Annotated in this window: 19 protein-coding genes; 9 read left to right on the top strand and 10 right to left on the bottom strand. The window is 56.5% G+C overall.

The features are described from left to right. Positions 1-22: 22 nt before the first annotated feature. On the top strand, positions 23-508 hold the full coding sequence (gene rraA / locus AC22LX_RS23545; RefSeq protein WP_015703948.1) for a ribonuclease E activity regulator RraA: 486 nt from the start codon (positions 23-25) through the stop codon (positions 506-508). 67 nt (positions 509-575) lie between these two features. Here rraA and pfkA read toward each other — a convergent pair whose 3' ends face one another. The 3 genes from pfkA to cpxP all read right to left on the bottom strand — a co-directional run bounded on the left by pfkA (position 576) and on the right by cpxP (position 3,300). Then, on the bottom strand, positions 576-1,538 hold the full coding sequence (gene pfkA, locus AC22LX_RS23540; RefSeq protein ID WP_015368934.1) for a 6-phosphofructokinase: 963 nt from the start codon (positions 1,536-1,538) through the stop codon (positions 576-578). A gap of 203 nt (positions 1,539-1,741) precedes the next feature. Continuing rightward, positions 1,742-2,638, bottom strand: coding sequence for a CDF family cation-efflux transporter FieF (gene fieF, locus AC22LX_RS23535; protein ID WP_045395293.1), 897 nt, complete (start codon positions 2,636-2,638; stop codon positions 1,742-1,744). Positions 2,639-2,796: 158 nt separating this feature from the next. Beyond that, positions 2,797-3,300, bottom strand: coding sequence for a cell-envelope stress modulator CpxP (cpxP, locus tag AC22LX_RS23530; RefSeq protein WP_015368936.1), 504 nt, complete (start codon positions 3,298-3,300; stop codon positions 2,797-2,799). Positions 3,301-3,449: 149 nt separating this feature from the next. Here cpxP and cpxR point away from each other — a divergent pair, with 149 nt between their 5' ends. Together cpxR and cpxA are read left to right on the top strand one after the other, a co-directional pair. Then, complete coding sequence (gene cpxR / locus AC22LX_RS23525) at positions 3,450-4,148, top strand: envelope stress response regulator transcription factor CpxR (protein WP_015368937.1); 699 nt, start codon at positions 3,450-3,452, stop codon at positions 4,146-4,148. Next, positions 4,145-5,518 carry an envelope stress sensor histidine kinase CpxA gene (gene cpxA, locus AC22LX_RS23520; RefSeq protein ID WP_015368938.1) on the top strand — a complete coding sequence of 458 codons (1,374 nt, stop codon included), beginning with the start codon at positions 4,145-4,147 and terminating at the stop codon, positions 5,516-5,518. The genes cpxR and cpxA overlap by 4 nt, the downstream gene beginning before the upstream one ends. A gap of 62 nt (positions 5,519-5,580) precedes the next feature. Here cpxA and yiiM read toward each other — a convergent pair whose 3' ends face one another. Both yiiM and sodA read right to left on the bottom strand, forming a co-directional pair. Continuing rightward, positions 5,581-6,255 carry a 6-hydroxyaminopurine reductase gene (gene yiiM, locus AC22LX_RS23515; RefSeq protein WP_045395291.1) on the bottom strand — a complete coding sequence of 225 codons (675 nt, stop codon included), beginning with the start codon at positions 6,253-6,255 and terminating at the stop codon, positions 5,581-5,583. A gap of 72 nt (positions 6,256-6,327) precedes the next feature. Continuing rightward, a complete protein-coding gene (gene sodA, locus AC22LX_RS23510; protein WP_015368940.1) occupies positions 6,328-6,948 on the bottom strand; it encodes a superoxide dismutase [Mn] in 621 nt (206 codons plus the stop codon). A 291-nt stretch (positions 6,949-7,239) separates the two neighbouring features. Here sodA and rhaT point away from each other — a divergent pair, with 291 nt between their 5' ends. Then, positions 7,240-8,274, top strand: coding sequence for an L-rhamnose/proton symporter RhaT (rhaT, locus tag AC22LX_RS23505; protein WP_032706783.1), 1,035 nt, complete (start codon positions 7,240-7,242; stop codon positions 8,272-8,274). Positions 8,275-8,281: 7 nt separating this feature from the next. Here the strand turns inward: rhaT and rhaR are convergent, their stop codons facing one another. Both rhaR and rhaS read right to left on the bottom strand, forming a co-directional pair. Continuing rightward, a complete protein-coding gene (gene rhaR, locus AC22LX_RS23500) occupies positions 8,282-9,130 on the bottom strand; it encodes an HTH-type transcriptional activator RhaR (RefSeq protein WP_487334240.1) in 849 nt (282 codons plus the stop codon). A gap of 72 nt (positions 9,131-9,202) precedes the next feature. After that, positions 9,203-10,039 (bottom strand): HTH-type transcriptional activator RhaS, encoded by an 837-nt coding sequence (rhaS, locus tag AC22LX_RS23495; protein ID WP_045395289.1) that lies wholly within the window; start codon positions 10,037-10,039, stop codon positions 9,203-9,205. Positions 10,040-10,350: 311 nt separating this feature from the next. Between rhaS and rhaB the strand changes: the two genes are divergently transcribed. From rhaB to rhaM, 5 genes are all read left to right on the top strand, one after another. Further along, a complete protein-coding gene (gene rhaB / locus AC22LX_RS23490; RefSeq protein WP_487334239.1) occupies positions 10,351-11,817 on the top strand; it encodes a rhamnulokinase in 1,467 nt (488 codons plus the stop codon). Then, positions 11,814-13,073 carry an L-rhamnose isomerase gene (rhaA, locus tag AC22LX_RS23485; protein ID WP_045395283.1) on the top strand — a complete coding sequence of 420 codons (1,260 nt, stop codon included), beginning with the start codon at positions 11,814-11,816 and terminating at the stop codon, positions 13,071-13,073. The genes rhaB and rhaA overlap by 4 nt, the downstream gene beginning before the upstream one ends. An 82-nt stretch (positions 13,074-13,155) precedes the next feature. Continuing rightward, entirely contained in the window at positions 13,156-13,980 is an 825-nt protein-coding gene (rhaD, locus tag AC22LX_RS23480) for a rhamnulose-1-phosphate aldolase (RefSeq protein ID WP_015368947.1), read from the top strand. Between the two features lie 30 nt (positions 13,981-14,010). After that, positions 14,011-15,159 (top strand): lactaldehyde reductase, encoded by a 1,149-nt coding sequence (fucO, locus tag AC22LX_RS23475; RefSeq protein ID WP_032712970.1) that lies wholly within the window; start codon positions 14,011-14,013, stop codon positions 15,157-15,159. After that, the gene (gene rhaM, locus AC22LX_RS23470) at positions 15,156-15,470 is read left to right on the top strand and encodes an L-rhamnose mutarotase (protein ID WP_045389360.1); all 315 of its coding nucleotides are present in this window, start codon (positions 15,156-15,158) and stop codon (positions 15,468-15,470) included. The genes fucO and rhaM overlap by 4 nt, the downstream gene beginning before the upstream one ends. Positions 15,471-15,515: 45 nt before the next feature. Here the strand turns inward: rhaM and AC22LX_RS23465 are convergent, their stop codons facing one another. From AC22LX_RS23465 to AC22LX_RS23455, 3 genes are read right to left on the bottom strand one after another with little or no spacing between them, the layout of a single operon-like run. Next, entirely contained in the window at positions 15,516-16,787 is a 1,272-nt protein-coding gene (locus AC22LX_RS23465) for an MFS transporter (RefSeq protein ID WP_045395280.1), read from the bottom strand. After that, positions 16,784-17,275, bottom strand: a complete 492-nt coding sequence (locus AC22LX_RS23460) for a NanQ anomerase/TabA/YiaL family protein (protein WP_047041910.1) — start codon at positions 17,273-17,275, stop codon at positions 16,784-16,786. Before AC22LX_RS23460 ends, AC22LX_RS23465 begins: the two co-directional genes overlap by 4 nt. 13 nt (positions 17,276-17,288) lie before the next feature. Then, the gene (locus AC22LX_RS23455) at positions 17,289-18,212 is read right to left on the bottom strand and encodes a dihydrodipicolinate synthase family protein (protein WP_487334238.1); all 924 of its coding nucleotides are present in this window, start codon (positions 18,210-18,212) and stop codon (positions 17,289-17,291) included. Positions 18,213-18,220 lie beyond the last annotated feature (8 nt).

Here is an 18,220-nt window from a genome sequence, read left to right as displayed (position 1 = left end):
GCAGCAACTGAACGTTAAGCCTATGAAATACGATACTTCCGAGCTTTGCGACATCTACCAGGAAGATGTCAATGTCGTGGAACCGCTGTTTTCCAACTTTGGAGGGCGGTCGTCGTTTGGTGGACAGATCATTACGGTAAAATGTTTCGAGGATAACGGGTTGCTCTACGATCTGCTCGAGCAGAATGGCCGTGGTCATATTCTCCTCATCGACGGCGGCGGTTCCGTGCGACGCGCGTTAATTGACGCAGACCTGGCGCGTCTGGCGGTACAAAACGAATGGGAAGGGCTGGTGGTCTATGGCGCGGTGCGCCAGGTTGACGACCTGGAAGATTTAGATATCGGTATCCAGGCGTTAGCCGCCATTCCAGTGGCCGCTGCAGGGGAAGGTATCGGCGAAAGCGACGTGCGCGTCAATTTCGGCGGCGTCACCTTCTTCTCCGGCGATCATCTGTATGCCGACAATACCGGTATCATCCTTTCCGAGGATGCGCTGGATATCGAATAACGCTTCGGCTACGCCGTAATAAAAAAGGCCTTCTCACTGAGAAGGCCTTTTTGCTATGCCGAGAAACTTAGTACAGTTTCTTCGCGCAATCCATCCAGTCAGACTTGAACGGACGCTTCATATTTTCGATAGCATCGATGATGTCGTGGTGAACCAGCTTCTCGTTCTGGATACCGACACAGCGGCCGCCAAAGCCCTGCAGCAGCAGTTCAATAGCATATGCGCCCATGCGGGAAGCCAGAATACGGTCGTAAGGAACCGGAGAGCCGCCGCGCTGAATGTGACCCAGCACGGTCGCACGAGTTTCACGGCCCGTTTCTTTCTCAATGAAGCTAGCCAGTTCGTCAACGTCGCACATGTGCTCGGTGATGGCCACGATCGCGTGTTTCTTACCTTTTGCGATGCCGGCTTTGATTTCAGCCACCAGATCGTCGCGGGTATATTCTACTTCCGGCACCATGATGAACTCACAGCCGCCGGCAATCGCCGCCGCCAGCGTCAGATCGCCACAGTAGCGGCCCATCACTTCCACCACAGAGATACGCTGGTGCGAAGAGGAGGTGTCACGCAGGCGGTCAATAGCTTCAACAACGGTGCTCAGCGCGGTAAAGAAACCGATAGTGTAGTCAGTACCTTTGATGTCGTTGTCGATGGTGCCCGGCAGGCCGATGCAAGGGAAACCCATCTCAGTCAGACGCATCGCACCCATATAGGAACCGTCGCCGCCGATAACAACCAGCGCGTCCAGGCCGCGCTTTTTCATATTTTCAATGGCGACTGCGCGAATATGCTCTTCGCGGAATTCCGGGAAGCGAGCGGAGCCGAGGAAGGTACCGCCACGGTTGATCATGTCTGACACGCTGTAACGGTCAAGCTGAACCATACGATCTTCATACAGGCCGAGGTAACCGTCATAGATTCCAAAAACTTCCAGACCTTCCGTTAATGCCGCGCGCACAACGCCGCGAATTGCTGCGTTCATGCCCGGCGCATCACCGCCACTTGTCAACACACCGATTTTCTTAATCATGACTACCTCTGAACTTAGGAAGCAAAAAATAATCCTGTTGCCTGAAGCGCTCCCATACCAGGAGTGCACGACGATAATTGCAATAGTATATCAAACGCTTCTGGCTGAATTGATTCAGGTCAGACCAAATGGCGGTAATTTATACAAAAAATGCCTACCCGCCCCACATTTTTACATCGAGTTTACAGACTATAACCGAAAGCTCAAAAAACGCCCTGCTGCGCCGGCGGCACCACAGAACAGGGATCCTGATGGATAATCACATCCGATCCCGGGAAACGGCGCAAAATAGCCTGCTCCACCTGGTCGGCGATCACGTGCGCCTGCACCAGCGGGAGGTTATCTTCCATTTCCAAATGTATTTGAATAAAGCGAGTCGGCCCTGACTGCCGCGTTCGTAGATCGTGCGCGCCGCTGACGCCGGGCCAGCTGTTCACGATACTGATGATTTCCTGACGTTCCTCATCCGGAAGCGCGCGGTCTAATAACGATTGCACCGCGTCGTAACCCATACGCAGCGCGCTATATAAAATATAGATGCCAATCCCTAATGCAAACAGCGCATCGGCACGGTGCCAGCCGTACCAGGAGAGGCCGAGGGCGATAAGAATAGCGCCGTTCATCATAACATCAGACTGATAATGAAGCATATCCGCGCGCACGGCCTGGCTCTGGGTTTTTCTGACCACCCAGCGCTGAAAGGTCACCAGCATCAGGGTGCTTATCAAGGCGATCAGCGTCACCACCATCCCGACGCCTGCCGCCTGCATCGGTTCAGGGCGAATCAGATGCTGGATCCCGGTCAGGAACAGAAACAATGCCGAACCGGAGATAAACATGCTCTGCGCCAGCGCCGCCAGCGATTCCGCTTTCCCATGGCCAAAAGTATGTTCTTCATCAGCGGGTTGTAGCGAGTAACGCACCACCAGCAGGTTGGTCAGCGAGGCGGCAATATCCACCAGTGAATCCACCAGCGCCGCCAGAATACTCACCGAACCGGTATACCACCACGCAAAAATTTTGATCAAAAGTAACACGGAGGCCATCGCCGTCGCGGCAATAGCCGCGCGACTTACCAGCCGCCCATAAGATTGATTCATAAACGCTCCTTTTCCGGCGATGCGCTTAGTATAACCTGAACTTTTACCCGGAAGATGAACGGGCATGCGGCGGCTGAGGCGAAAAAAAGACAAAAAAAACCCCCACATCATGTGGGGGAAGACAGGGATGGTGTCTATGGCAAGGAAAACAGGGTTTGTTACTTGGGTTGCACGGTACTGCTACTACTGGAAAGCATCATGGCTGAGCCTTTCTGCATCCTTGCAACCTCACGCAACTGATCCATACGCTGCTGGTGCTTAGCATTTAAAACCGCTTGCTGCTCAGGGGTTAGCAGGTGGTACATCTGGTTGCGGACTTTCGCCATTTCTACCTGGCGGGCAACCTGTTCCTGCGCCATCTTTTCTGCCTGAGCGCGCACAGCGCTTTCATCAAATTTATCTGCGGTGACAAGGCTATGCATTGTCTCCAGTTCGCTAACATTAACAGGGAGCCGGTCATGGCGCGCCCGTTGCATAAGATCCCGTAACTGCTGTCGTTGCTGTTCGGTTAGACTTATGCCGTCAAACATATGGCTCTGGCCGCTGCGCTGGGCTCCCTCTTCACCGTGGAGCCAGTTAACGCCGGTAACGACTTCAGCGGCTTGGCTAGTAGCACTTAGCGCCAGCGTTGAGGCCATGACGGCAGCGATAACATTGCGCATCACATACTCCCAAAACGTTTGTGTCGCGATTCAACGAGAGACAGTTTACGATTCAGGCTGCAAACATGCGTCAGGGGGTGTAAAACAACGTAAAGTCATGGATTAGCGAGCCTTGATGACGTAATTTCTGCCTCGGAGGTATTTAAACAATGAATAAAATCCTGTTAGTTGATGATGACCGGGAGCTCACCTCCCTGTTAAAAGAGCTGCTCGATATGGAAGGTTTTAATGTGCTCGTTGCCCATGACGGTGAACAGGCGCTGGCGCTTCTTGACGACAGCATTGATCTCCTTTTGCTTGATGTGATGATGCCGAAGAAAAACGGTATCGACACGCTTAAAGAATTACGTCAGACACACCAGACCCCGGTTATCATGCTAACGGCGCGCGGAAGCGAGCTGGATCGCGTTCTCGGCCTCGAACTCGGGGCGGATGACTATTTGCCTAAGCCGTTTAACGATCGCGAGCTGGTGGCGCGTATACGCGCGATTCTGCGTCGTTCTCACTGGAGCGAGCAGCAGCAGACCACCGAATCCGGTTCTCCGACCCTGGAAGTGGATGCGTTAAGCCTCAACCCGGGCCGTCAGGAGGCCAATTTTGATGGGCAAACGCTGGAGCTGACCGGCACCGAGTTCACTCTGCTGTATCTGCTGGCGCAGCATCTTGGTCAGGTGGTGTCACGTGAACACTTAAGCCAGGAAGTGCTGGGCAAGCGGCTGACGCCGTTCGACCGCGCTATCGATATGCATATTTCCAACCTGCGGCGTAAGCTGCCGGAGCGTAAAGACGGCCATCCGTGGTTTAAAACGTTGCGCGGACGCGGCTATCTGATGGTTTCTGCTTCATGATTGGAAGTTTAACCGCACGCATCTTTGCCATCTTCTGGCTCACGCTGGCGCTGGTGTTGATGCTGGTACTGATGTTGCCCAAGCTGGACTCGCGCCAGATGACCGAGCTGCTGGAAAGCGAGCAACGTCAGGGCATCATGATTGAGCAACACGTCGAGGCCGAACTGGCGAACGACCCACCTAACGACCTGATGTGGTGGCGACGCCTGTTTCGCGCCATCGATAAGTGGGCGCCGCCTGGGCAGCGGCTGTTGTTGGTCACCAGCGAAGGCCGCGTGATCGGCGCAGAACGCAACGAAATGCAGATCATTCGTAACTTTATCGGCCAGGCCGATAACGCCGATCATCCGCAGAAAAAGCGTTACGGACGCCTGGAGATGGTCGGGCCGTTTTCCGTCAGGGATGGTGAAGATAATTATCAACTTTATCTCATCCGCCCTGCCAGCACTTCACAATCCGACTTCATCAACCTGCTTTTTGACCGCCCGCTATTACTGCTTATCGTGACGATGCTGGTCAGCGCCCCGCTGCTGCTATGGCTGGCGTGGAGCCTGGCGAAACCGGCGCGCAAGCTGAAAAACGCCGCCGATGAAGTGGCCCAGGGTAACCTGCGGCAGCATCCGGAACTGGAAGCCGGTCCGCAGGAGTTTCTGGCCGCCGGGGCCAGCTTTAACCAGATGGTGACCGCGCTTGAGCGAATGATGACCAGCCAGCAGCGGCTGCTGTCGGATATCTCGCACGAGCTACGCACGCCGTTAACCCGTCTGCAGTTAGGCACCGCGCTGCTGCGCCGCCGCAGCGGTGAAAGCAAAGAGCTGGAGCGGATCGAAACCGAAGCGCATCGGCTGGACAGCATGATCAACGACCTGCTGGTGATGTCGCGTAATCAGGCGAAAAACGCGCTGGTCAGCGAGACGGTGAAAGCGAATCAGCTGTGGGGCGAAGTGCTGGACAACGCGGCATTTGAAGCCGAGCAGATGGGGAAATCCTTTACCGTTGAGTATCCGCCGGGCCCCTGGCCGCTATACGGTAACCCCAATGCGCTGGAAAGCGCGCTGGAAAATATCGTGCGCAACGCGCTGCGCTACTCGCACACGAAAATTTCGGTCAGCTTCTCGGTGGATAAAGATGGAATCACGGTCAACGTCGATGATGACGGCCCGGGCGTCAGCCCGGAAGATCGCGAACAGATTTTCCGTCCGTTCTATCGTACCGACGAAGCTCGCGATCGCGAGTCCGGCGGCACCGGTCTGGGGCTGGCGATTGTCGAAACGGCGATCCAGCAACATCGCGGCTGGGTTAAAGCCGACGATAGCCCGCTGGGTGGTCTGCGTTTAACAATCTGGCTGCCGCTGTATAAACGCACCTGAGCCTGTCCCGGCTTGCGCTACGCTGAGCCGGGCTACGGGTTGCAACGTTCAATATGGGGGAATTATTTCCCCCATAATCTCCGCGAATTATCCTCGATTTGCCCGCTTAAACGCCGCTTCTGCATCGTTCTGCTCCAGCTTACCGACAGGCCCGCCGCCGATAACAGACGGTGATACTGGTCGTCGTCAAACGGCATATGCCAGGCAATTGCTCCGGCCTCATGTACGCTCACATCGCTTAGTCGCGATACCAGCTCCAGCGGCGCATCGCTGGAGACCTGGCCGCCGGCGATAATGCGGTAGAGCCAGCCAACCTTGCCGCTGTTTTGCATCAGTTGCGCCATGTCGCTAATACCGAAATGGTAATTCAGTTTGAAGCAGGGAGAGCGCGGTTGAGTGACCTGAATCAGCGCCTCGCCCCAACGAAAGATATCGCCGATATAGACGTTTTTTTCCGTTAGCCCTTCGGTAGAAAGGTTTTCGCCGAATGCGGGTGCGCAGAACAGATCGGCCTGCTGCGGGAATTCGCGGATCCAGTCGAGATAATGCTCGCGGGGGTAGTGGCACAACGCACGATCCGGCCCGCCGTGAATTTTCTTTTCCGCCTGCTCGTCCCCTTCCAGTCCGAGCTCGCCGAGCTGTAATTCGCCATCGACCTGGATTTTACCAATTGCGCTGGGGCGGCTACCGTCGTAGTCCCTGATTTTGCCGACAAAGACATTCACCGGATAATGCATTGCTGCTCTCCTTGCTACGGATATAAAAAAAGCGAGTCATCAGACTCGCTTCTCTCTTAGCACAATGCAACCTTATTTTTTGGCGGCAAAACGCGCTGCTGCTTCGTCCCAGTTAACCACGTCCCAGAAGGCTTTGATGTAGTCCGGGCGACGGTTCTGGAATTTCAGGTAGTAAGCGTGTTCCCACACATCCAGGCCGATAATCGGGAAACCGGAAGCGCCGGAAATGGCTTCGCCCATCAGCGGGGAGTCCTGGTTAGCGGTAGAAACGACGGCCAGTTTGTCGCCTTTCAGCACCAGCCACGCCCAGCCGGAACCAAAGCGGGTTGCTGCCGCTTTTTCGAATTCAGCTTTGAAATTGTCCACGGAACCGAAATCACGCTCGATAGCGGCTTTCAGGTCGCCCTGCAGGGTGGTGCCGGTTTTCAGGCCTTTCCAGAACAGGCTGTGGTTAGCGTGGCCGCCCGCGTTGTTACGCAGTACGGTTTTTTTGTCAGCCGGCAGTTGATCCAGTTTGGTGATCAGCTCTTCCGCGGACAGGTTAGCGAATTCCGGCAGGCTTTCCAGCGCTGCGTTAGCGTTGTTAACGTAGGTCTGGTGATGCTTAGTATGATGGATCTCCATCGTCTGCTTGTCGAAATGCGGTTCCAGAGCATCGTAAGCGTACGGCAGGGATGGCAGTGTATAACTCATAATCATCTCCATTATTATCGGGCGGCAGAGGGTGTTAACGCCGCGTAAGCAGTCGGTTCATTATAGTTAATTAAATGATATTGAAAATGATTATCAATGCCGTAGTTTTACTAAGGTTATACCCAAAATAGATACACCCCAGTTTGTGAGCCAAAACAACTCATTAAGCCCCTGATTGCCAGAGTTTCGCCTGGCGTGGCAACAGCTCAAAGGCGTAAAAACTGCGCAATTTTTACACTCATCGCATCGGAGAGAGTCTATCCAACCCAAAAACAGATGAGGGTAAAGGCAATGAATCATGCGATTACGATGGGAATTTTTTGGCATTTAATCGGCGCCGCCAGTGCCGCCTGTTTTTATGCCCCTTTCAAGAAGGTGAAACACTGGTCGTGGGAAACCATGTGGTCGATCGGCGGGATTGTTTCCTGGCTAATTCTGCCGTGGGCGATAAGCGCCATGCTGCTGCCCGATTTCTGGGCCTACTATCGCTCATTTAGCGCTTCCACGCTGCTGCCGGTGTTTTTGTTCGGCGCGATGTGGGGCATCGGTAACATCAACTATGGCCTGACCATGCGCTATCTGGGGATGTCGATGGGGATCGGTATCGCTATCGGCATTACGCTTATCGTCGGCACCTTAATGACGCCGATCCTCAACGGCCACTTTGATGTGTTGATTCACACCAAAGGCGGACAAATGACCCTGCTCGGCGTGCTGGTGGCGGTAATTGGCGTGGGTATCGTCACCCGCGCCGGCCAGCTTAAAGAGCGCAAAATGGGCATCAAAGCGGAAGAGTTCAACCTGAAAAAAGGGCTGATGCTGGCGGTAATGTGCGGTATTTTCTCCGCCGGCATGTCATTTGCGATGAACGCCGCTAAACCAATGCATGAAGCCGCCGCGGCGCTGGGCGTCGACCCGCTGTATACCGCGCTGCCAAGCTACGTGGTGATCATGGGCGGCGGCGCGCTGGTTAACCTCGGCTTCTGCTTTATTCGCCTCGCCAAAGTGAAGGATTTGTCGCTAAAAGCCGACTTCTCACTGGCAAAACCGCTTATCATCAGCAACATTCTGCTTTCCGCATTGGGCGGGCTAATGTGGTATCTACAGTTCTTCTTCTATGCCTGGGGCCACGCCAGTATCCCGGCGCAGTATGACTACATGAGCTGGATGCTGCATATGAGCTTCTACGTACTGTGTGGCGGGCTGGTTGGGCTGGTGCTGAAAGAGTGGAACAACGCCGGACGCCGCCCGGTCAGCGTGCTCAGCCTCGGCTGCGTGGTGATTATCATCGCCGCGAATATCGTCGGCCTGGGAATGGCTAACTGATTTCCCCTTACGCGGCGGCGCGACTGCGCTGCCGCCACTGTCCCGGCGTCATGCCAATTTCCCGATTAAACACCACCGAAAAATAGTTACTGTCCTCAAACCCGCACTGCATGGCGATCTCGCCGATTAACCGCTCGGTATGCTGCAGTAAATACTGCGCATGGCAGATCCGCAGCTGGCGCAAATAGTGAGTTATCGTCATTCCCGTTTGCTGGCGAAACTGCTGGCGTAACGCACGTTCGCTGCAGCCTTCATGCAGACAGAAGCTATCCAGATTAAAGGGGCGATTCAGACTTCCGGCCAGCGCCGTTAGCAGTTTATCGAGCTGTGTTTCGCTTTGCGTCGCCGCCAGGTTATCAGTGGCGTAGCGATAGCGCTGGAGCGTCAACACCAGTTGGGCGAACAGCAGCTCCGCCATGCTATCCGCCTGCGCATCCTGCCGCGCGCTTTCGTGCTCCAGCTGGTTAATCACCTGCCTGACCTGCGCCATGCCGCTGCTGCCGATCCGCCAGTGCGGCTGCCACGGCGTGCCGAATAATCCCGGAATATGCGCCGCCCAGTCAAAATTGAGCCGCAGCCGATCCGGACAATAAATAATATTCTGCAGCACCAGGTCATTGACCGACGCATAAGAGTGTTTATCTTCCGCGCGGATATAAAAGAGATCGCCGCGGGTAATCCGCCACGGGCGATCGTTGAGGATATGCAGACCGTTGCCGCGCCACACCAGCACCAGCTCGCAAAATTCATGGGTATGCTCGGCGAAGACGTTTTGCGGGTAGCGGTCAGCCACCGCCACCGCCTGCGTGGGGGAGGCAAAAAACTCATCTTTGCGAAGCACCAGCTGACCTGCCACAACTTTCACTCCCGACGCGGAAACCAACCATTATTCGCATTTTGGTGAGGCAATACGTTGACTCTTCTCGCGTTACTGAAGAATAGCGTCGCGCCCCTGGCGAATATCGCGCGGCGACCAGTCGAATTCACGGCGAAATAGCGTCGAAAAATGGTTACTGTCGCCGAAACCGCAGCGATAAGCGATTTCTGTCACGCTATCATCGCTGTGGCGCAGCAGGTGCCGCGCTTTCATCAGGCGCACCCGGTTGAGATAGCGCTGGGGCGTCAGCCCGGTTTGCAGCTTTAACTGACGATGCAGGGTGCGTAAAGAGAGCGAAAACTGCGCCGCCACCTCCTCCCAGCATATCTCTTCGGCAAAATGGTCTTCCAGCCAGGCCATTAGTTGATTCAGCCGCGCCTCGTGGTTGCCGGCGCCTTCCGCCAGGCTGTTGCTGTGCAGCAGCACCAGTAGCTGCATAAAAAGGATCTCACGGCTGGCGATGGTATGCGGCTCGACGCCCGGGCCGATCTTTTCCATCTGACCGACGATTTGCCGCACCTGCTGTAGCACCGTTTGGTTGACCCGCCAGTGTGAAAGATAGTTGCCGTCCTGTTCTTGTGGCAGCAGCTGGTTCACGCCGGTCAGAAAACGAAAAGCATCCGGCGCGCGGTAAAGCACGTTGGTCAGACACAGGTTATTGGTGTGTTCGTAAAGATGGCGATCGTGATCGCGAATAAAGCAGACCGAACCGCCGCTGATGGTATAGGGCTGGCCGTTGAAAACGTGGATGCCCGTCCCCTGCTCAACGATAACAATTTCATGAAAATCATGATGATGCTCTGGAAAGGCCGCTTGTGGAAGGCGCGGTTCAATCGCCACCGCCGAGACGCCGGCCTTAAAAAAATCCGTACAGTGCAACACGGTCATAGCAGCCTCCACGAATGAGAAAAATTATCAACCGTCGTCGCAAATAGTAATTAAGGGCTGGCAATCCGGCCTTCAATTTTTGACCGCAAACCGCGTAAAGCCTGCCGTTTTTTCAAGAACCAGCCGGAAATATCCGGAACTGCGGCCAGCATCACACCCCGCCTCACGCCGCCTATAAAACGAAACTGTGACGCTTCTCACGGTCACCTTTGCTTTGTTGCCAGCCACCCGCTTTCGCTGTCAGTAGCGAGAAGGTGACGCAGAGACGCCTTTTTTAGACTGCCTGTAATGATTTTAAGAAGGGTCGTGCCATGAGTATTCGTCATTGTGTCGCCGTTGATTTAGGCGCTTCCAGCGGTCGGGTCATGCTCGCGAATTATGCAACCGCGACGCGAACGCTGACGCTGCGCGAGGTTCATCGTTTCACTAACCGCCTGCAGAAAGTGGATGGCTACGATTGCTGGGATATCGATAGCCTGGAAGCGGAAATCCGCCGCGGGCTGGTGAAGGTGTGCGAACAGGGGATCCTGATCGACAGCATCGGTATCGACACCTGGGGCGTCGATTTCGTCTTGCTGGATAAGCACGGCCAGCGCGTCGGCCTGCCGGTTTCCTATCGCGATAGCCGCACTCACGGCCTGATGGCGCAGGCAATCGAACACCTCGGCCGCGCCAGTATCTACTGCCGCAGCGGCATCCAGTTTCTGCCGTTTAACACCCTTTATCAGCTGCGGGCGCTGGTCAACCAGCAGCCGGCGCTGGCGGAACAGGTCGCCCACGCGCTGCTGATCCCGGACTACTTCAGCTACCGCCTGACCGGCGCAATGAACTGGGAATACACCAACGCCACCACCACGCAACTGGTCAATATTAATAGCGATAGCTGGGATGACGAGCTGCTCCGCTGGAGCGGCGCGCAGCCGGACTGGTTCGGTACGCCGACGCATCCGGGCAATGTTATCGGCCACTGGATCTGCCCGCAGGGTAACCGCATCCCGGTGGTTGCCGTCGCCAGCCACGATACGGCCAGCGCCGTCATCGCCTCGCCGCTGGCGGATAAAAATGCTGCCTATCTCTCATCGGGCACCTGGTCGCTGATGGGCTTTGAAAGTAAAACGCCTTACACCAGCCAGCAGGCGCTGAAGGCGAATATCACTAATGAAGGCGGCGCCGAGGGGCGCTATCGGGTGCTGAAAAATATCATGGGCCTATGGCTGCTGCAGCGGGTACTGCAGGAGCACAACATTAGCGATCTGCAGGCGCTGATTGTCGACACGGAGCAGCTGCCGGCCTGTCGTTACCTGATTGATTGCAATAACGATCGCTTTATCAACCCGGCCAATATGAGCGCCGAAATTCAAGCCGCCTGCGCGGAGTCCGCTCTGCCGATCCCGGTCACTCCCGCCGAACTGGCGCGCTGCATTTTCGACAGCCTGGCGCTGCTGTATGCCCGGGTATTGGACGAACTGGCCGCACTCCGCGGCCACCCTTTCAGCCAGCTGCATATCGTCGGCGGCGGCTGCCAGAACGCGCTGCTTAACCAGCTGTGCGCCGATGCCTGCGGCCTGCCGGTGGTGGCGGGCCCCATTGAAGCCTCCACGCTTGGCAATATCGGCATCCAGTTGATGGCGCTGGATGAACTCCAAAACGTCGATGAATTCCGTCAGGTGGTACGCGACAACGCGTCGCTCATCACTTTCGCCCCGCATTCAGATAGCGAAATTGCCCGCTTCGTCGCGCAATTTCAGCCACAACCTACAAAGGAGCTTTGCGCATGACCACTCAACTTGAACAAGCCTGGGAAATTGCTAAGCAGCGCTATGCCGCCGTCGGCGTAGATGCCGAGGAAGCTCTGCGTCAGCTGGACCGCCTGCCGGTATCAATGCACTGCTGGCAGGGCGATGACGTGGCGGGCTTTGAAAACCCGGAAGGCAACTTAACCGGCGGCATTCAGGCCACCGGCAACTATCCCGGCAAAGCGCGCAATGCCCAGGAACTACGCGCCGATCTCGAACAGGCGCTCAGCCTGATACCGGGGCCGAAGCGCCTTAATCTGCACGCGATTTATCTCGAATCCGCCACGCCGGTAGCGCGTAATGAAATCAGGCCGGAACACTTTAAGCACTGGGTGGAATGGGCCAAACGCCACCAGTTGGGGCTCGATTTTAACCCTTCCTGCTTCTCGCATCCGCTCAGCGCCGACGGCTTTACGCTGTCGCACGCCAACCCGGAGATTCGTCAGTTCTGGATCGATCACTGTAAAGCCAGCCGCCGTATCTCCGCTTATTTCGGCGAGCAGCTTGGGACGCCATCGGTAATGAATATCTGGGTGCCGGACGGCATGAAAGATATTACCGTCGACCGCTTCGCCCCGCGCCAGCGTCTGCTGAACGCGCTGGATGAGGTCATCAGTGAAAAGCTCGATCCGGCGCACCATATCGACGCCGTTGAGAGCAAGCTGTTCGGTATCGGCGCCGAAAGCTATACCGTTGGCTCCAATGAATTCTATATGGGCTACGCCGCCAGCCGTCAGACCGCGTTGTGCCTGGATGCCGGCCACTTCCATCCGACGGAAGTCATCTCCGACAAAATCTCCGCCGCCATGCTCTATATCCCGCGCCTGCTGCTGCACGTCAGCCGCCCGGTACGCTGGGACAGCGATCACGTGGTGCTGCTGGATGACGAAACCCAGGCCATCGCCAGCGAAATTATCCGCCACAACCTGTTCGACCGCGTGCATATCGGCCTCGACTTCTTTGATGCCTCCATCAACCGCATCGCGGCGTGGGTTATCGGCACCCGCAACATGAAAAAAGCCCTGCTGCGCGCGCTGCTGGAGCCGACGGCACTGCTGCGCCAGCTGGAAAACGACGGCGATTACACCGCCCGGCTGGCGCTGCTCGAAGAGCAGAAATCGCTGCCGTGGCAGGCGATCTGGGAAATGTACTGCCAGCGTCACGATACGCCGGCAGGCAGCCAGTGGCTGGAAAACGTGCGGGCCTATGAAAAAGACGTGCTGAGCCAGCGCGGCTAATGCCTGACTTTCCCCGGATTGCGCCGTATGGGGTTTATTCGGGGAGTCACACCTATTACGAATCAACAGGAAAGACAAGACTATGCACAACATCATCAATTCATGGTTCGTTCAGGGCATGATCAAAGCCACCTCCGACGCCTGGCTTAAAGGCTGGGACGAACGTAACGGCGGCAATCTGACGCTGCGCCTGGATGAAGCGGATATCGCGCCCTTCAAAGCCGATTTTCACCCCCAGCCGCGCTATATCGCCTTAAGCCAGCCGATGCCGGAACTGGCTAATCAGCCGTTTATCGTCACCGGTTCCGGTAAATTCTTCCGTAACGTGCAGCTCGATCCCGCCGCCAACCTTGGGGTGGTGAAAGTGGACAACGACGGCGCGGGCTACTTCATCCTGTGGGGGCTGACGGAAGAAGCCGTGCCGACGTCGGAACTACCGGCGCATTTCCTGTCGCACTGCGAGCGCATCAAAGCCACCGGCGGCAAAGATCGCGTGATCATGCACTGCCATGCCACCAACCTGATCGCCCTGACCTACGTGCTGGAGAACAACAGCGATCTGTTCACCCGCAAGCTATGGGAAGGCAGCACCGAATGCCTGGTGGTGTTCCCGGACGGCGTTGGCATTCTGCCGTGGATGGTGCCGGGTACCGACGAGATTGGCCAGGCGACTGCCGGCGAAATGCAGAAACATTCTCTGGTGCTGTGGCCATTCCACGGCGTCTTCGGCAGCGGCCCGACGCTGGATGAAACTTTCGGCCTGATCGATACCGCCGAGAAGTCCGCTGAGGTATTGGTGAAAGTCTATTCGATGGGCGGCATGAAACAGACGATAAGCCGCGAAGAGTTGATTGCGTTAGGCCAACGCTTTGGCGTCACGCCGCTGGCCAGCGCGCTGGCGCTCTAAGAAAGCGAGCGCCCTTTAAGGAGAATAATCATGAGCTTTATGTTGGCACTGCCGAAAATCAGCCTGCATGGCGCGGGCGCGATCGGCGATATGGTGAACCTGGTGGCGGACAAGCAATGGGGAAAAGCGCTGATTGTCACCGACGGTCATCTGGTGGAAATGGGACTGCTCGATAGCCTTTTTCAGGCGCTGGAAGCGCATCAACTGTCTTATCATCTGTTCGATAACGTCTTTCCGAACCCAACCGAAGCGCTGGTTCAGCAAGGTATCGCCGCATTCCGTGCGGCGCAGTGTGACTATATTATCGCCTTCGGCGGCGGCAGCCCGATCGATACCGCTAAGGCGGTGAAAATCCTCAGCGCTAACCCAGCGCCGTCGACGGCCTATTCCGGCGTGGGCAAAGTGAAAAATGCCGGCGTGCCGCTGGTGGCAATTAACACCACCGCCGGAACCGCCGCCGAAATGACCAGCAACGCGGTGATTATCGATAGCGAACGTCAGGTGAAAGAGGTCATCATCGACCCGAACATCATCCCGGATATTGCCGTCGACGATGCCAGCGTCATGCTGGATATTCCGCCGTCGGTTACCGCCGCGACCGGTATGGATGCGTTAACCCACGCTATCGAGGCGTTTGTCTCAGTTGGCGCCCATCCGCTGACCGACGCCAACGCGCTGGAAGCGATTCGCTTAATTCACCAGTGGCTGCCGCTGGCCGTTGATGACGGGCACAATCTGCAGGCCCGCGAGCAGATGGCATACGGTCAGTATCTGGCAGGCATGGCGTTCAACAGCGCAGGTCTTGGTCTGGTGCACGCGCTGGCGCACCAGCCGGGCGCGACCCACAATCTGCCGCACGGCGTTTGTAATGCCATCCTGCTGCCGATCATCGAAAACTTTAACCGCCCGAACGCGGTGGCGCGTTTTGCCCGCATCGCCCAGGCGATGGGCGTCGATACGCGCGAAATGAGCGATGAAACCGCCAGCATGGCGGCGATTAACGCGATTCGCGCGTTGAGCAAACGAGTCGGTATTCCTGAAGGTTTTAGCCAGCTTGGCGTGAGTAAGGCTGATATCGAAGGCTGGCTGGATAAAGCGCTGGCCGACCCCTGCGCGCCCTGTAACCCGCGCAGCGCCAGCCGCGACGAGGTACGCGAGCTGTACCTGGAGGCGTTATGATCCGCAAAGCCTTCGTGATGCAGGTCAATCCCGACGCCCACGAGGAGTATCGGCGCCGTCATAATCCCATCTGGCCGGAACTGGAAGCGACGCTGAAAGCGCATGGCGCGCACCACTATGCAATCTACCTCGACAAACAGCGCCATCTGCTATTCGCCACGGTGGAAATTGAATCGGAAGCCCGCTGGAATGCGGTGGCGGAAACCGAGGTCTGCCAACGCTGGTGGCGCTATATGCGCGAGGTGATGCCGACGAATCCGGATAACAGCCCGTTGAGCGCTGAACTGAGTGACGTGTTTTACCTTGCGTAATAAAGAAAACGCCTGAGCAATCAGGCGTTTTTGCTACCAGAGGGATTAGGCATTTTTGCGCACAAAGAAACCGTAGCAGCAGGCCCCCATAAACAGCAGTATCCCGCCGAGAATAAATACGTTGGTAAAGTGCCCGGTAGCATCAAGAATAATGCCGGTGATAATCGGCGCCAGCGCCGCGCCGAGAAAGCCGCCAAAGTTCTGGATAGCACCCAATGAGGCGACCTGTTCTTTCGGCGCCATATCGGTCGCTAACGTCCAGATCACGCCGGAAGGCATTTGTGAACAGAAGTAGCCCAGCGTCAGTAGCGCGATCGCAACGCCGCTATTATCAACAAACGGAATCGGCATCACAAAGCAGGCCGCCAGCGCGGCGCCCGCCACAATCGGCACTTTACGCGCGGTAACAGCGTTCATTCCTCTACGCACCAGTCTGTCAGAAAGCATCCCGCCGCACAGCACGCCGATAATACCGGCAAAGAAAGGTATCGAGGCGATAAAACCGGTCTGCTTGAGGCTAAAGCCCAGCGAGGTTTCCAGATATCCCGGCAGCCATGTCAGATAAACCCAAATGGTAAACATGATGCAGAAGTTACCGGCAATCATGAACCAGGTGGTTTTCCGGCGAAACAGTTCTCCCCAGCTGACCTTCGGCTGCTCACCTTCGGGACGTATGACTTTCCCGGTATGTATCAGCATCGCCTCGCGCGCGTCCGGGTCGCGATAAAACTTAAGCCACGCCAGCAACAATGGCAGTCCGAGCAGGCCGACAACCATGAACATGCCGCGCCAGCCGATCCATAACAGCAAAATAGTCAGCACCGGCGGCGCTATCGCATTGGCGATTTGCGAACCGGTATTGATAATTGACGTTGGCAAACCGCGTTCTTTCTCCGCAAACCAGCTCTGGGTGATCTTGATACCGGAAGTGAAGAACGGTGACTCCGCCACGCCCAGCAGCATGCGCAAACCATAGAAGAAGCTATAGGTGTTCACGAAGCCCATTAAGAACGTCACCGCTGACCATAACCCCAGCGCGCCGCTGAACATTTTCTTCGCGCCAAAGCGGTCTACCAGCCAGCCGGCGGGTAAATTCGCCAGCGCATAGGGCCAGAGAAACGCTGACAATAACAGCCCCATTTCAGTACCAGAGAAGCCAAACTCCCTGGCGATGGTGGTGTTCGCGATACTCAGGTTGGCGCGATCGAGGTAATTGACCACCGCGGCCAGCAGCAGGATTAAAATAATGCCCCAACGTCGACGCGAGAGTTTCGGCGCCGCAATCGCTTCAGCCGCCGTTTGATTAAGCGAACTCATAAACCCTCCTCCAGCAAGGCGCGATCGATTTTCATCACCGCTTTACGGATATGTTGCCGCTCGCCATCGCGCGGATGGCAGCACGGACGATGGATGTCCTGTGGAAAGAAAATGGCGAACATGCCAGGCTTCAGGGTTATCTGCGTCTCCTCTTCTTCAACCTGCCAGAACAGGATGTCCTGCTGCGGCGTCCGATCCTCGGTAACGCAATGACTGCCGCTTTCAGCGCGGCTGACACCCATCCGCTCCTCGCCGGAAATCAGATACTGAATATCAATGAACTGCTTGTGCGACTCCGGCCGCGCCTGCGCGAAAGGCACGCTCTCCATCTCCTGTAGCAGGCAGAAAAGTTTCCCCGGGATCAGGTCGATTTTCCCCGGCGCGAAGCGCTGGAAATCCTGGCTGGCGATAAACGCCAGCGCCTGGCGGATCGCCGGATGAAACGCGGCCTGTTGCGCAGACCACGCCTGCAGACTCGATACGATCATAACGATCCCTCCCTTAGCCGGCGATCCGCTGCTGCCACAGTTCAGTCCCGGCGCGGATCTGGTCGAGGATCACCGTCAGCCCCCAGAATTTGCTCAGCACATCGTCTTTATTAACCCGGCAGGCATCGCTGTCGAAGGTCCCCAGCCGTTGATGGTAAATTTTGGCGTTTTTCGGGTAGCCCAGCGTTTCGGTTACCGCACCCAGCGACAGAAATATCGCCAGTTCATCGGCCAGCGCCCGCTGATTTTTGCCTTCCCGCCACAGCCAGCCGTACAGTTCGGGATGGAAGTTGGTGAACACGCCGCTGAAACCTTCGGCGCCCGCCAGCATCGCCGGCCAGGCAATCGCGGCATTGGCGTTAATGACCTTCAGCGGGGTTCCCTGCGCCAGACGCACACGGCGCTCAACGGTAGGCAGATCGCAGCTCACATCTTTCAGCACCACGAAACGACCGCTGTTAGCGCACCAGGCGAACTCGTCGTCGCTAAGCAGGCGGCGATACGGCGCCGGGCACTCGTACAGCCCCAGCGGCATGGAAGAAGGTAAAGCCGCCAACAGCGATTGCAGGGTAGCGAAAAAGACTTCACTGCCCTCATTACGCGGATCAAGATGATTAGTGACCAACACCAGCGCATCAATGCCGGTCTGCGCCATTGCCAGCAACTCCTCTTTTTGCGCCGCCAGATCATCGCTGATATGGCCCGAGGCAATGACTGGAATGCGTCCCGCCACGCGTTGCACCACGAAACGCGCCTGCTCGACACGCTCCTGTAGGCTGAGATATTGCATTTCGCTGGACTGGCAGACGGCAAAAAGCGCATCCACGCCCTTTGCCAGATACCAATCAATCAGCTTCGCCAGCGCCGGATAATCAATCTGGTCGTCAGCGGTAAAAGGGGTCAGCATGACGGGTACAACACCGTTAATCGTTTTCATCTTATTTT

It is taken from the genome of Klebsiella sp. PK01 (assembly GCF_057624675.1).
This window is presented reverse-complemented; position numbering and strand designations above follow the sequence as displayed.